Origin of the sequence: Paenibacillus sp. LjRoot153 (genome assembly GCF_964253085.1) — a bacterium.
Taxonomy (GTDB): Bacteria; Bacillota; Bacilli; order Paenibacillales; family NBRC-103111; genus Paenibacillus_E.
Genome location: NZ_CAXUQH020000001.1, coordinates 6,738,928 through 6,752,823, shown reverse-complemented (window position 1 = coordinate 6,752,823; position 13,896 = coordinate 6,738,928). Strand labels below are relative to the sequence as shown.

Genomic DNA, 13,896 nt, shown 5'->3' with positions numbered 1-13,896 from the left:
ATACCACGTTCATAAAAGCAAATGAAATGATAGGCCTTTAATATTTACACGTGATTTCCCAAGTATTCCCATGTTATGATAAAACGAGCTTTGCATTCACTTTGTTTAAGGGGCGCTATGGTCGATGGTAGAATACGTACTTAAGAAAGAAAAGTTTACTGAAGTGTTGCGAAGGTCAGTTCTAATGTCGATCATCACACTGCTGATTCCGGTTGCCATTTATTATGCACTTACATCAGGAGAAACACTGGCCATGACTGGCTTTTTGAAAGTATTATTTGCCTGTATGTTCCTTTATTATCTCGTAAAAGCGATCAGAAACTTAGGGAAGGTAAGAAAGGACTGGTTCACTTTTCGCATCGTGCTGTCCGAGCAATCATTGATTAAAAAGCAAAATAAAGTGCCGGATATGACATTATATTTGAATGACATCTCCAGGATCGTACAAGTAGCTGGTGGCCTTTCTGTGGAAACTAGAACACCTAGTAACCATGTGTTTATTCCAAGTTATTTGGAAAATTATGAAGGTCTCGTAGAGCGACTGCGGCCCTATTGTGTTATTGAGGAGAGTCCGATCAGTTCAGTAGGTGTGCCATCCGAGTATGCCCTGAAGCAACATATTACGCCGAAGACTATTTGGAAAAAGCTGTTTGTGGGTATTGGCATCGCAGCTGGCATTTTTATCTTGTTCATTCTTGCTATAATAGCCATGATTTACTTCCTATCTAACTAGTCATGCCTTCTGTTAACCTTGCAGCTTCTGAATCGTACTCCCAGTGAAAAAATCCCCCTGCAGCCGAACATGCTCAAAAGGTAAATGCGGATTCGCAATCCGCCATAGCATGCGATCTGCTGCGCGATAGCCGGCCTCTCGAATCGGCAGCTGGGGGCGAGAGCAGAGCGGCAGCGTGTCGCTTTGCTCATTGAGCAGGGCAACCAACGAGCATTGCTGCGGCACGTTAACGCCTAATCGCCGAAGCGTGTGATATACAGGCGCGGCTTCTTCATCAATGCCACAAATGACTGCCGTTGGCTGACGCAGCTGATATTTTTGCTGAAAATCTACCAACCACCTCTCCGAACCATCCCGGTCTATCGCGTGCTCACTAGGATCCACAGTCATGCCAGCCTCTTTCATCGCTTCAGCGAAGGCCTGCCAACGGATGACGAATCCGCGTTGATCCTTCGTATCTCCTACATAAAGAATGTTCCTGTGGCCCATGCGCACCAGTCTTCGCACAGCCTGATATACAGCCTCATACACATCCCAAATGACACTATCAACCTTGGACTCCGGCGGCGGAAAATTCAGCAAAATCCTTGGAAGTTGCAGCTCTAACAGTTTTTGCTCTAACAAATCCCAATTCATCCGTGGTGCTATAAACACCCCCTCGGCATATAACAATCCTTCCTCCTCGGCCCAGTCGTCAAATTGTGACGGCTTCAACTTAGGCGGAATAAGGAGTGGCTGAACCGTATGGCCAAACTCCATGAAGCGTTCATGCAAGCCTTGCAGCAGCAAGCGGTTGAAGTTCAAAGATTGTTTGTTCTGGACGAGCACGAACCTGCGCTGCACGACGGGATACGGTGAAATGAGATCTTGTTGTAAGGTTTGTTTCTGATCTTTGGTCATATAGCCAAGCTCGCGTGCGAGCTTGAATACTTCACTTCGTGTCTGCTCTGACATACCAGGTAGTCCGCGCAGCGCTTTGGATACTGTTTGTATCGTTAAACCGAGCTGAGCGGCCAAATCGTGGAGTGTAATTCGTTTGCGCATACGTCTGAGATGCTCCTTTTCACATGCCTTCTGTATCTCTAATTTTAAACTAAATTTAAACTAAAAAGAAAGTTAATTTTAAACTACACTAAAAGAGAAGCAAGGCATGGAAGAGGCAAGTGAGACACCAAACAATTAAGCTAAGGGAGAGAAGTCAGATGATTAAACAGATAGAAGCAGACGTGGTTGTAGTAGGTGGAGGTCCAGCAGGTGTTAATGCGGCGATTGCAGCAGGGAGAAGCGGGGCTAAAACCGTTTTGATAGAGAAATACGGCTTTATTGGCGGCATGTCGACGGCTGCATTGGTGTATCCTTGGATGACGTTTCATACAACGGATGGCAAACAAGTCATTGCAGGGCTCGCGCAAGAAATTATTGACCGCCTTATGGCGATGAATGCATCCCCGGGACACCTTCGGGATACGGTCGGATTCGTGAATACGATCACACCTTACCACCCAGAAATATATAAAGTTCTTGCCGTCGATATGCTCAAAGAAGCGGGTGTTAAGCTGCTTTTCCATAGCTTTGTCGATCATGTGGAAACAGTGAACAATCGCATTCAATCGGTGCAATTGACGTCCAAATCCGGCCGAATTGATGTAAGTGGCAAAGTATTTATCGATACAACAGGTGACGCTGATCTCGCGTATCTGTCTGGTGCGCCGTGCCTCAAAGGGCGTGATGGGGATAAAGCAACACAGCCAATGACGATGAAATTCAGAATGCGCGGAGTAAATCTGCCTGCCGTGAAACAATACATGATTGACCACCCGGATGAGTTTTATAAAAAGACGCCTTTCTCCGAGCTCGCTGATCTCCCTCTTTCCGGTGTACTCGGCTATTTCAAACACTGGAAGGAAGCGAATCTTCCGATTAATCGCGATCAAGTGCTGTTCTTCACAGGTCCAGAGGACGACGAAGTACTGGTCAATACTACGCGTGTGCAGGGGCTGGATGGCACCAATGTAGAGGACTTGACAGAAGCTGAGGAGCTTGGTCGCAAACAGGTGCTCATGGTCGCTGAATTTATGCGCAATAATTTGCCAGGCTTCGAAAAAGCCTCAATCTCTAACGTTGGCACACAAATTGGTATTCGTGAAACGCGTCGTATCGATGGTCAATATGCGTTGCAGGTGGATGATGTCGTGCAGGGCCGTCACTTTGATGACGTTATCGCACGCAGCGGCTACCCGATCGACATCCACGATCCGTCCGGCAAAGGCGTAACCGCAGCTTGGGTCAAAGGGGACGGCGCCTACGACATCCCATACCGCTGCCTGCTGCCGCAAAAAATCGAAAACCTGCTCACCGCAGGTCGCTGCATCTCGACAACGCATGAAGCGCTGGCAACAACGCGCCTCACGCCAAGCTGCATGGCTACTGGCCAAGCAGCAGGCTCGGCAGCTGGGCTCGCTGTGAAGCACGGCGTGCTGCCAGCGGAGATTAACGTCGCCGAGCTGCAGGCTGTCCTTGAGCAGGACGGCGCATTGTTGAAGTAGATATAGTAGAGACCCCCAGTGCCATGTGACGCTGGGGGTTTTCGATGTGAGTTCCCCCAACCCCCCAACCCACCAACTCACTAACCACAAACTGTCCTCACACCGCTCCTCATTGGATAAATCCAATGTATAGGGCATGGTAAGCTCTCTATTTGTGGGTTTCACTGTATTTATCCAGTGGTGTATGCACAATAACATGCTGCCCCGCCTCGCCAGAATACGCCCCCGCAAATCAGGGAACACTAGCACTTATATATCCTACGTGTGAGAGGCGGTTTCCTATGCTTTTATACCAATTAACGCAATGGTTCGAAGAACGCAGCACCTTACAACAAGCGCTGCAACGTGAACCGGTAGAATCAGCCGGCGAAATCAGTCAGAGAATCCAAGAAGTCGAGCAGCAGCTTTATTCCCACGCTGAACGCTGGAAAAACGCTATCGAAGAAGCCTCCTACCTCCAGTTCCCCTATGAAGTCCCCCATTTGGACGATGACATGGTTCTTTAACGGTCTCCTGTTTGCCTGAATGGGTTCTGTAACAGCTCTCTGTGTGTCCTAACGGGTTTGTTAACTGCCCTCTATTTACCCGAAAGGCTGCCAAAGTCGTCCCGTATGGGAGGGCTTTCCTTTGTATTTCAACCGTTTTCGTGTAGAATTAGTAGAGGTAGTTCAAAAAGTCAACTTTTGATCACGAAGTAGTCCAAGAAGCTTATTCGACATCGAACATTGAATTCAGCCGGAACTTCCGGTGCTCACGTAGCTCTCACTACGCTCCGCTCCTCATTTCCTAGCTTCTTTCAATCTTCTCGGTGCTGAAAACCGGACTTTTTGAACACGAATTAGAAGGCACGATAACCCAGAATAGAACGAGGTTTTTTTCATATGAAAGTACTTGTATCCACACTGAACGCCAAATTCATTCATACCTCCTTGGCTTTGCGCTACTTGAAAGCGTTCTGCGAGAAGGATTTTGATGTTGAGATATCCGAATATACGATTAAAGATCCCGTCATGAATGTCGTCTCTGACATCTATCAGAAGGCGCCGGACGTACTGGGCTTTTCCTGTTACATATGGAACATCGAAGAGACGATTCACATTATCAAAATGATCAAAAAAATCAGACCTGAAATCCTCATCGTCCTTGGTGGACCCGAGGTTTCTTATGATACGGATTACTGGATGGACCGCATACCTGAGGTTGATTTCATCGTCATGGGGGAAGGGGAAGAAACGTTCCATCAGCTGCTTACCGAGATCTCAACAACGCGCAAATACCACTTCGTCTATGGCGTCGCTTACCGCAAAGAGCAAGAAGTGATTCTGATGCCGGGCAGACCGAAGCTGAAGCTGGATGATATTCCGTCGCCGCATCGCTTCAAGGAAGATCTTCCGAGCCTAGCCAATCGTGTCGTATATTTTGAGACCAGCCGTGGCTGTCCATTCTCTTGCCAATTCTGCCTATCGAGTATTGAGGTGGGGGTGCGGTATTTTGATATGGAGCGAACGAAGTCGGATCTGCTGTACCTCATTGATTCGGGCGCGAAGCTGATCAAATTCGTGGATCGGACGTTTAACATTAAGCGGGACTATGCGATGGAAATCTTTGAATTCCTTATCCAAAATCACCGCGGCACTGTGTTCCAATTCGAGATTACGGCTGATATTATGCGGCCAGAAGTTCTTGACTATTTAGCCGAAAATGCCCCTCCGGGCACGTTCCGTTTTGAAATCGGTGTGCAATCGACGAATGACACGACGAATGACCTCGTGCAGCGCAGACAGAATTTCTTCAAGCTGAGCCGTACTGTGTCTAAGGTGAAAAATAGTCTCAAAATCGATCAGCATCTCGATCTCATCGCTGGACTGCCCGAAGAGGATTACAACTCGTTCCGTAAGACGTTTAACGACGTTTTCGAGCTAGGACCGGAAGAGCTGCAACTCGGTTTCCTCAAAATGCTGCGCGGCACAGGCATGCGTAACGATGCCCATAAATATGGCTATATTTATATGGACCATGCCCCTTACGAGATTCTCGGCAACGACATCCTGCCGTTCACCGACTTGATTCGCATCAAGCGCGTAGAGGATGTGCTTGAGAAATATTGGAACGCTCACCGCATGGATCATACGGTGAAGCATTTGATCGCCAATGAGTTCCCATCGGCGTTCGACTTCTTCCAAGAATTCGGCGACTTCTGGGAAGGCCGCGGCTGGCAGAAGATCGGGCATCAGCTCGAGGATCTGTTCACTCGCTTGCGCGAGTTCCTGCTTCATCGCGGAACTACCAACATGCACATCATCGAAGGCTTGATGAAGCTCGATTACTTCCTTGGCCACAAATATAAGCCGCGCAAAATCTGGTGGGACTTCACCTTGGAGAAGTCCGAACAGAATGCATACCTCAAGCTGGTTGCGGAGCAGCCTGAGCTCGTCAGCGGAGACTTCCAGAGTCTCCGCATCAATGAGAAAGACCTCCACAAGCATGCCATGCTTGAGGTATTGCCATTCGCTTTGCAGACGTATTTGCAAAGCGGCCTTATCGACGAAAGCAGCACGGAGCTGCTTGTCGTTCACTTCCCGCCGGACGCGCAGAAGCCGGCGTCCTACTACACAATGCCGCTGCAGCAGCTGGCAACGATCTAACCTTAAATCCCCTTCACGCCTGGCGTGAGGGGGATTTTTTTTCGGATAAAACGATTGAACAAGCGCCCAAATGGGTAATCTAGGGTAGTTAAAGCAGATTGAGACTGAGAGGAGAGCTAACTATGATCGAAACGAAAAACACACAACTCGAAGAACAAATCATTCAAGTGCTGAACGCCAATCAGGTGTGCTCCTTTGCGACGATTGACGGTAACAAGCCTAAAGTTCGCTATATGGCTTTGTTTCACGATGGGTTGGAGATTTATTTAACGACGAGTAAGAAAACAGATAAAGTTGAGGAACTCCAAGAGAATCCTCATGTGCACATTTTAGTGGGGTATGACGGCAAGTCTACGCCGAACATTTTGCAAATACAAGCTACAGCTACAATCTCTTCGGACAATGCCCTTCGCGAGAAGCTGTGGAGCGATGATATGAAGCAATGGTTTGACGGGCCTCATGATCCTAACTATGTCGTGATGGACATTTCCCCCTACTATATTGAATATTCGAGTCGTGGTTCCGAACCACAGATCTGGAAGAAATAACACCGATCCGTTGCCTACTGAACATTTCCCTAAAAAATCCATTGACCATAGGCAAGGTTCAGTGATAAGATTATAAAAATTTACCTATGGATCAATCAAATAAGAGACTTTGAGCTACGCTCAAAGATCCCTATATGAGGAGGAAAATGTAAAGTGGCTACGTATTATATGGAACCGTCTCGTACGTTTAGTGAGTTTTTGTTGATTCCTAATCTAACGACGAAGGATTGTACACCGGCAAATGTTAAGCTGAAGACCCCGCTAGTCAAGTTTAATAAGGGTGAGGAGCCAGCGATCTCACTGAATATCCCGTTTTCTTCTGCTGTCATGCAAGCAGTATCCGATGATGGAATGGCTATTGCATTGGCGCGTAGTGGCGGGATTTCGTTTATTTTCGGCTCTCAGTCGATTGAAGAGCAAGCACTGATGGTGCGTAAGGTAAAAGGGTACAAGGCTGGTTTCGTCGTAAGCCGCTCCAACCTGAAACCTGAGCAATCGCTTAGTGATGTGTTAGCTTTGAAAGAAGAGACAGGGCACTCGACCGTTGCGATCACCGATGATGGCACAGCGAACGGAAAATTGCTGGGGATCGTAACTGGTCGTGACTACCGCAAGAGCCGCGATCCGCTAGATCGTAAAATTTCGGAGTTCATGACACCTTTTGAGAAATTAATTTACGGTAAATCCGGTATTGCACTCTCGGAAGCTAACAACCTAATCTGGGATCATAAGCTAAACTGCTTGCCGATTGTAGATGACAATGGGAATCTGGATACGCTTGTTTTCCGCAAAGATTACGATGAGCACAAAGAGAACCCGATGGAACTGCTTGATAAGAACAAGAGCTACATTGTCGGCGCTGGGATCAACACGAAGGATTATACGGAGAGAGTACCTGCGCTTGTTGAAGCGGGCGTAGACATTCTCGTAATCGATTCCTCTGACGGTTACAGCGAATGGCAGCATGAGACGGTACAGTATGTGAAACAGAATTTTGATGTGAAAATTGGTGCGGGTAATGTTGTTGATCGTGAAGGCTTCCGCTATTTGGTAGAGTCAGGTGCTGACTTTATTAAAGTGGGGATCGGGGGCGGTTCCATCTGTATCACGCGGGAACAAAAAGGTATTGGCCGCGGCCAAGCTTCCTCTGTGATGGAGGTTGTTGAAGCGAGAGATGAATACTTTAGAGAAACCGGTACGTATATTCCGATCTGTTCTGATGGTGGTATCGTACACGACTACCACGTAACGCTTGCTTTGGCGATGGGTGCTGACTTCGTTATGCTAGGCAGATATTTTGCACGTTTCGATGAGAGCCCAACTAGAAAACTTAAAGTGGGTAACAACTTCGTGAAAGAATACTGGGGCGAAGGCTCCAATCGTGCACGTAACTGGCAGCGTTATGACACAGGCGGCAAGAGCAAGCTTTTGTTCGAAGAAGGCGTGGATTCTTACGTTCCTTATGCGGGAAGTTTACAAGAAAACTTGGACAAGACGCTGGGTAAAATCAAATCCACAATGTGTAACTGCGGTTCCTTGACGTTGGACGAGCTGAAAGCTAATGCGAGAATTGCACTAGTTTCCGCGACATCATTAGTTGAAGGCGGAGCGCACGACGTAATCCTCAAAGAAAGCAGCCTTTCGGAAGAAGGTTAGCAGCGATAAATAAAAAGCTCTCTGACAGTGCCCGTTAACCGCGGCTGCTATCAGAGAGCTTTTTTCATTTTAATTACTATTTTTTATGGCAAATAACTGCGAATCACTGTCATGTTACCCTCAAGTGAGTAGCTGCCCAAATCAGCAGGAAGCAAGAAACAGTCACCAGGCTTCGTCGCGATTTGGCCGTCTGCCCATTGCAACGTCCCGTTGCCATCCGCGATGACAAGAATAACGAAGCTATCTGGCGTTGTAGTGAGCTCCCATTGCGGGCCAACCAGGCCTTTTTCCACGGTGAAAAAAGGAGAAGAAGCAAGCGTCAGCCATGTGCCGGCTTCCGTCAAATCAGTCTTCATGCGCGTGGAGCCTGATCCTTCATACGCGATGACATTAAGCGAGTCTTCGATATGCAGCTCACGCATTTTCCCATCCAAGCCTGGACGGTTGTAATCATACAAACGATACGTTGTATCTGAGTTTTGTTGAATTTCTGCTACCAGTACACCTGCACCTAGTGCGTGGACTGTACCAGCAGGTATGTAGAAGGAATCTCCAGCTTCGACAGGAACTTCTTGCAAGCAGTCCATAATGCGATTCTCCGCAATCGCTTCTGCAAGGCTTTCCCGTGTTACGCCTTCTTTCATGCCATATATAATTTTGGCGCCTGGCTTAGCATCGAGAATATACCACATTTCTGTTTTGCCAAGTTCACCTGCCGCGAGGTTCTCGTAGTGATCATTGGGATGAACCTGAACAGATAGATCGTCTTCACAATCTAGCAATTTAATTAATAGTGGAAAACGGCCATTTTTCTCGGAAAATCCTTTGGTGCCGAACAATGTTTTGCCATACTTCTCGCGAATTTCATCCAGACCTAAGCCAGCTAGTTCGCCATTGATAACCTTCGTTGTTCCGTTCGGATGATCGCCGATCATCCAACCTTCACCGATCGCGCCTTCCGGCAATGTAAAGCCAAATCGTTCGAGGGTTCTGCCTCCCCAAACACGTTCTTTCATTTCAGGTTGAAATTGCAATGGGTATGATTTCAAAAACAATCCCTACTTTCCCCTAGTCTATTCTAGCAATCTGTCATTTATTACACTCTAGCATTATATCATGCGACTATCTTTTTTCTAGAGCTAAGAGATACGGCGCAGAGGCGCTGCGATTGGCAAATTGATACCGTAGCACTTGAAACGCTGCGAGCGGCAAGCTCTCTGCCCAGCGTTCTACCGCTGCGGCTTCTTCCGACCCGCCATCGTGGCCGCTATACAGCACGATGGTTACGATTCCGCCTTTGCGCAGCAGGCGGAGCGCAGCTTCAAGAGCAGGAATCGTCGATGCCTGCTCCGTGATAATGGCTGTATCGGCTCCTGGCAGGTAGCCGAGATTGAAGGTGACCGCGGCGACCTTGCCGTGGCGGTCTTGCGGCACCGCCGCTTCCATGAGCGCATGGCTGCATAAGCTCATGTGCACTTGGGCGTCTGGTTGCTCCTTCGCCAGACGCTGCTCGGTTTGATCCAGCGCGGCCTGCTGGATATCGAAGCCGTATACGCTGCCGCGAGTGCCGACGAGCTTCGCCATGTACAAAGCGTCCACGCCTGTGCCGAGCGTGGCGTCAATAACGGTATCACCAGGTTGGACGCGCTGCCCGATTAACTGGTGTACATAACTCAGAACTGAAACGAATCCCATGTGTAGAGTGCCTCCAATGATTGCTTGCTAACGCATGTCTCGCCAATTTCCCAGGAAATACGGAATGTAGTTCCGCTATTCCAGAGATAATCTTGATTCTGGCACGTTTTCTTTCCCTGCCCAATACTTCCCTTGCCACGTATTCCGCTCTGTGAGCAATTTATCAAAAGCGTTCAACACTTCCCACTTCTTGAGACTCCACATCGGGCCGATCAGTAAATCCCGCGGGGCATCACCAGTGAGTCGATGAACGATCATCTCTGGCGGCAAAATTTCCAAAGTATCCACGATCAGCTTCACGTACTCATCTTTCTCCAAGAATTGCAGTAAACCAGCTTCGTACTGCTTAACCATCGGGGTTTTACGCATGAGATGTAAGAGGTGAATCTTGATGCCTTGCACATCCATTTGAGCGACAGCTTTCCCTGTATCCAGCATCATGTCATGGGTTTCTCCAGGCAAGCCATAAATAATGTGCGCACATACGCGAATATTATGTTTGCGCAGTTTAGCTACAGCATCCAGATAACATTGGGTATCATGAGCGCGATTGATCAGCACTGAGGTGGATTCATGCACGGTTTGTAGACCCATTTCCACCCATAAATAGGTGCGCTGATTCAATTCAGCCAGATATTCAATGACATCATCGGGCAAGCAATCGGGCCGCGTAGCGATAGACAAGCCGACGACACCAGGCTGTTTCAAAATCTCTTCATAATATTCCCGCAGCTCTTCAACGGGCGCATAGGTATTCGTATAAGCCTGGAAATAGCCAATATAGTTGGCTTCGGGCCACTTTTGATGCTGTAGATCACGAATCTTGTTGAATTGTGTGACAAGATCGTCGCGGCGACTTCCAGCGAAATCTCCTGATCCACGCGCACTGCAGAAGGTGCACCCGCCTGTTGCAATTTTGCCATCGCGATTAGGACATGTAAAACCAGCATCCAGCATGACTTTGAATACTTTACCGCCTAGATTTTCGCGCATTTCATAATTCCATGTATGGAAACGTTTATCGCCCCAAAGCTGAGGTGATTCCTGGATCATTGTAGACATAGGACAGTATCCTTTCTTTCTGTTGCTCCGCTTCAAATATGAGAATATATTGTTTCACCTAATAATATCGCTATATATTTCTCCATAACGCTTACGTCCTTGGAGAACAGCGTTGTCGTTTATTTTGTTTCAACCTATATTGTAGCGAAATTTACGCATGAAAGCGACCCCTGCCTTTCCAACAAGTCCCCCCAATAAAACCTCTCATAAGCGAGCATGATAACCTTGCACCACAATTTCGAGCTGAGAGGGGAATTCGACTACATGAAAAAGTTTCGTACAATAACTTTGGCGGTAGCATTGACAGCAGCTTTAAGTATGGGGGCAGTGGGTGCTCAAGCTAGAAATATGGATACGGGAAATGCGGTCGGAACGGGATCACCAATTGGGACATTGGGGACAGGGACAACGGGGACTACGACATCAACGGGTTATACAGGCAGCAACTATGATGCCACTTCACCAGGAGTGGGGCTTGGGACGGGCGTCAGTTCACAAAATTTTAGTGGAAATGGAACGAATGGCATTTATAATGGGAGTTTAACGACCCCAAATACGTATTCTGGCTATGGAACAACTGGAAGAGGCACAGGAGTTACGGACCATATAAATGGTTATGGAACGAATCCGGTTGAGAGAGGGGCTAACGCGGTTGAGAGAGGTGTCGAACGCGGAGCTAATGCGATTGAGCGTGGTGTCGATCGCAGCGCAAACATGGTTGATAGAATGAGTACAAAAAGCATTGCAACAACGCCACCAAGCACTTATGGTACTTCTTCTTATCGAGCTTATGCAACAACGGATAATGACAATGATATGGACTGGGGCTGGCTTGGTCTCGTGGGGTTATTGGGCTTAGCAGGTCTACGAAGTAATAATAAAAGAAGAGACGAAAGCTATAAATAAACATCTTCTAAGAGCGAAGCACCTTCCATTTCGGAGGGTGTTTTCTTTCATTCTTCCATTCATCTACTAGAGGAAAGTTTTGATTTTTTTTATAGAATCGTCTATGATTTGTATTCGAAAGCATGTACGTGTAGGAGGCAAATGAATAATGCGTTTACGGGGCAGAAAAGGTATCAGAGAAGATATAGAACGTCAAAAAGAACTCGTTGTATTAAATGCCAAGGATTATAAGGGCAAATGGTCCGAGTTGTTCGGAAACAATAACCCGATTCATGCCGAGCTAGGGATGGGCAAAGGGCGCTTTATTAGTGAAATGAGCAAAAAATATCCGAACATCAATTTCATTGGTGTGGATATGTATGATGAATTGATTCGCAAGGCAAGTGAGAAAGCTAAGATTGCTCATGAAATTACCGCGGACAAGGAAGAAGATGCGGTGCTTAGCATTCCGAACCTAAGGTTGATGTTGTTCAATATCGAGCATATTGAAGAGGCATTTGCTGATGGTGAGCTAGAGCGCGTGTATTTGAATTTTAGTGATCCATGGCCGAAGAAGAAGCATGCGCGCAGACGTCTAACGCATCCGGGGTTTGTTGCTAAATATCAACAAATTTTGAACGCTAAGGGCGAAATTCATTTGAAAACCGATTCCCAATCTTTGTTCGAGTTTTCATTGAATTCGTTTGCTGACATGAGTCTAAGAATGCGCAATATTTCGCTGAATCTTCATGTGGACGGCATTCATCCAGATCATGTGATGACCGAGTACGAAACGAAATTCGCGGGGCAAGGCATGAATATTCATCGCCTAGAAGTTGTGATTGGACAAGAAGCATTGTCCACACATCAAGAGCAGTTGAAGCAAGCCGCTGCATCCGCCCTAGCTGCTGAATCGAAAGAATCAGCTGAATAAGCTCTACAACCAACAGACTTATCCATGTTGCCAATGTGCAGCAAGGATAGTCTGTTTTTTTTCATCCTAACAGTTGGAGAATGACTTCTGAACCATCGCCTGCGGGCAAGTGACTCTTTCTATGTTGATTGGAAATGCGTTGGGCCTGCACATCCGCATAGCGGCTAGCCAGCATAGACAACCAGTGAGAGATCGTATCTGCAGACTGGATTGATTCTCCGAAGCCGTGTCTAGTAAAATAATGCACGTTTTCTTCCTCTTGGCCTGGAATAGGATCATAGAATAACATGGGAATCGATTTAGCTAGTCCTTCCGAGCACGTCATTCCCCCTGGTTTCGTAACGAGCAGGTCGGAGACTTCCATCAACTTGCCAATCTCTTGTGTAAATCCAAGCAGGTGAATATGTGGATGTTGATACCGCGGATCTGCCGCTAGCTTCGAAATGGCTTTGTGATTATGCCCTAAGCAAAAAATAAACTGAATTCGGTCCCTCCACGTCAGTAAATGCTCACTCAATGAATCGCCGCGGATGAGTCCCCAACCTCCGCCCATGACCAATACCGTAGGCCTCGATGAGAGATTGAATTGCTGTCGAATCAATGCCCTATCATGGACTTCTCGGAAGCTAGGATGCACCGGGATCCCCGTAATTTCGACATGTGCTGCCGCAATGCCATGTACAATGAGCTTATGTTTCACATCCTCGGAAGACACCATGTATTTATTCACCTCCTGGCTGACCCATGTTCCATGAACATCGTAGTCGGTGATAACCGTGCATAGAGGGATATGCAAGCCTGCTCTTTTCAATCGAGAAACAACGACGCTTGGAAAAGGATGCGTACATACGATGGCTTGCGGGGCCCAGTGCCTGATCATAGCTGCCGTTTGTGCATAGAAAATGCGATGAAGGGCGAGTTGCGTCAGCGGATTAAGTGATTTTTGATATTGAGCACGGTACAAGCGACCATATAATTTAGGCTGGGCAGCAATGGTTTTCTTATAAGCCCCGAGAATCCAGGGTGCCAACGTTGGATGGAGAAAAGAGCCGAGCTCCACAACACGGGTTTCGATCGTAGAGCAGCGCTGCTCTAAGCTGCTGGCAAGTGCGAATGCGGCTTGCGTATGGCCGGCACCGAAGCCTTCCGATAGGATGAGCACTCTTCTTTTTCGCGATACATGTTCCATGAT

13 protein-coding genes are annotated in these 13,896 nt (G+C 47.5%); 8 read left to right on the top strand and 5 right to left on the bottom strand.

Annotated elements, in window-relative coordinates; genetic code table 11:
- Positions 1 to 124: 124 nt before the first annotated feature.
- Positions 125 to 733, top strand: a complete 609-nt coding sequence (locus ACSQ8P_RS29110; RefSeq protein WP_436238376.1) for a hypothetical protein — start codon at positions 125 to 127, stop codon at positions 731 to 733.
- 12 nt (positions 734 to 745) lie between these two features.
- Here ACSQ8P_RS29110 and ACSQ8P_RS29105 read toward each other — a convergent pair whose 3' ends face one another.
- Complete coding sequence (locus ACSQ8P_RS29105; RefSeq protein WP_436238375.1) at positions 746 to 1,777, bottom strand: LacI family DNA-binding transcriptional regulator; 1,032 nt, start codon at positions 1,775 to 1,777, stop codon at positions 746 to 748.
- Positions 1,778 to 1,911: 134 nt separating this feature from the next.
- Between ACSQ8P_RS29105 and ACSQ8P_RS29100 the strand changes: the two genes are divergently transcribed.
- From ACSQ8P_RS29100 to ACSQ8P_RS29080, 5 genes are all read left to right on the top strand, one after another.
- Complete coding sequence (locus ACSQ8P_RS29100) at positions 1,912 to 3,279, top strand: FAD-dependent oxidoreductase (RefSeq protein WP_436239628.1); 1,368 nt, start codon at positions 1,912 to 1,914, stop codon at positions 3,277 to 3,279.
- 281 nt (positions 3,280 to 3,560) lie between these two features.
- Positions 3,561 to 3,785, top strand: a complete 225-nt coding sequence (locus tag ACSQ8P_RS29095; RefSeq protein WP_056609081.1) for a hypothetical protein — start codon at positions 3,561 to 3,563, stop codon at positions 3,783 to 3,785.
- A gap of 375 nt (positions 3,786 to 4,160) precedes the next feature.
- Positions 4,161 to 5,924: a B12-binding domain-containing radical SAM protein gene (locus ACSQ8P_RS29090; RefSeq protein WP_436238374.1), complete on the top strand. Its 1,764-nt coding sequence runs from the start codon at positions 4,161 to 4,163 to the stop codon at positions 5,922 to 5,924.
- A gap of 122 nt (positions 5,925 to 6,046) precedes the next feature.
- Positions 6,047 to 6,472 (top strand): pyridoxamine 5'-phosphate oxidase family protein, encoded by a 426-nt coding sequence (locus tag ACSQ8P_RS29085; RefSeq protein ID WP_436238373.1) that lies wholly within the window; start codon positions 6,047 to 6,049, stop codon positions 6,470 to 6,472.
- Between the two features lie 153 nt (positions 6,473 to 6,625).
- Entirely contained in the window at positions 6,626 to 8,128 is a 1,503-nt protein-coding gene (locus ACSQ8P_RS29080) for an IMP dehydrogenase (protein WP_436238372.1), read from the top strand.
- An 83-nt stretch (positions 8,129 to 8,211) separates the two neighbouring features.
- Here ACSQ8P_RS29080 and ACSQ8P_RS29075 read toward each other — a convergent pair whose 3' ends face one another.
- The 3 genes from ACSQ8P_RS29075 to ACSQ8P_RS29065 form a co-directional block, all read right to left on the bottom strand.
- A complete protein-coding gene (locus tag ACSQ8P_RS29075) occupies positions 8,212 to 9,177 on the bottom strand; it encodes a type I phosphomannose isomerase catalytic subunit (protein WP_436239627.1) in 966 nt (321 codons plus the stop codon).
- A 73-nt stretch (positions 9,178 to 9,250) separates the two neighbouring features.
- A complete protein-coding gene (locus ACSQ8P_RS29070; RefSeq protein WP_436238371.1) occupies positions 9,251 to 9,823 on the bottom strand; it encodes a class I SAM-dependent methyltransferase in 573 nt (190 codons plus the stop codon).
- 75 nt (positions 9,824 to 9,898) lie between these two features.
- Positions 9,899 to 10,885, bottom strand: a complete 987-nt coding sequence (locus ACSQ8P_RS29065) for a TIGR01212 family radical SAM protein (RefSeq protein WP_436238370.1) — start codon at positions 10,883 to 10,885, stop codon at positions 9,899 to 9,901.
- Between the two features lie 264 nt (positions 10,886 to 11,149).
- Between ACSQ8P_RS29065 and ACSQ8P_RS29060 the strand changes: the two genes are divergently transcribed.
- Together ACSQ8P_RS29060 and trmB are read left to right on the top strand one after the other, a co-directional pair.
- Complete coding sequence (locus ACSQ8P_RS29060) at positions 11,150 to 11,791, top strand: WGxxGxxG family protein (protein WP_436238369.1); 642 nt, start codon at positions 11,150 to 11,152, stop codon at positions 11,789 to 11,791.
- Positions 11,792 to 11,939: 148 nt separating this feature from the next.
- Positions 11,940 to 12,704, top strand: a complete 765-nt coding sequence (gene trmB / locus ACSQ8P_RS29055; protein ID WP_436238368.1) for a tRNA (guanosine(46)-N7)-methyltransferase TrmB — start codon at positions 11,940 to 11,942, stop codon at positions 12,702 to 12,704.
- 61 nt (positions 12,705 to 12,765) lie between these two features.
- Here the strand turns inward: trmB and ACSQ8P_RS29050 are convergent, their stop codons facing one another.
- The gene (locus tag ACSQ8P_RS29050) at positions 12,766 to 13,893 is read right to left on the bottom strand and encodes an MGDG synthase family glycosyltransferase (protein WP_436238367.1); all 1,128 of its coding nucleotides are present in this window, start codon (positions 13,891 to 13,893) and stop codon (positions 12,766 to 12,768) included.
- Between the last annotated feature and the right edge of the window lie 3 nt (positions 13,894 to 13,896).

Excerpts from the sequence above, each read along its gene's own strand:
- ACSQ8P_RS29070 (WP_436238371.1), bottom strand. The coding sequence starts at position 9,823 with ATGGGATTCGTTTCAGTTCTGAGTTATGTACACCAGTTAATCGGGCAG.
- ACSQ8P_RS29090 (WP_436238374.1), top strand. The coding sequence starts at position 4,161 with ATGAAAGTACTTGTATCCACACTGAACGCCAAATTCATTCATACCTCC.
- ACSQ8P_RS29105 (WP_436238375.1), bottom strand. The coding sequence starts at position 1,777 with ATGCGCAAACGAATTACACTCCACGATTTGGCCGCTCAGCTCGGTTTA.
- ACSQ8P_RS29065 (WP_436238370.1), bottom strand. The coding sequence starts at position 10,885 with ATGTCTACAATGATCCAGGAATCACCTCAGCTTTGGGGCGATAAACGT.
- trmB (WP_436238368.1), top strand. The coding sequence starts at position 11,940 with ATGCGTTTACGGGGCAGAAAAGGTATCAGAGAAGATATAGAACGTCAA.
- ACSQ8P_RS29085 (WP_436238373.1), top strand. The coding sequence starts at position 6,047 with ATGATCGAAACGAAAAACACACAACTCGAAGAACAAATCATTCAAGTG.
- ACSQ8P_RS29095 (WP_056609081.1), top strand. The coding sequence starts at position 3,561 with ATGCTTTTATACCAATTAACGCAATGGTTCGAAGAACGCAGCACCTTA.
- ACSQ8P_RS29110 (WP_436238376.1), top strand. The coding sequence starts at position 125 with ATGGTAGAATACGTACTTAAGAAAGAAAAGTTTACTGAAGTGTTGCGA.
- ACSQ8P_RS29050 (WP_436238367.1), bottom strand. The coding sequence starts at position 13,893 with ATGGAACATGTATCGCGAAAAAGAAGAGTGCTCATCCTATCGGAAGGC.
- ACSQ8P_RS29060 (WP_436238369.1), top strand. The coding sequence starts at position 11,150 with ATGAAAAAGTTTCGTACAATAACTTTGGCGGTAGCATTGACAGCAGCT.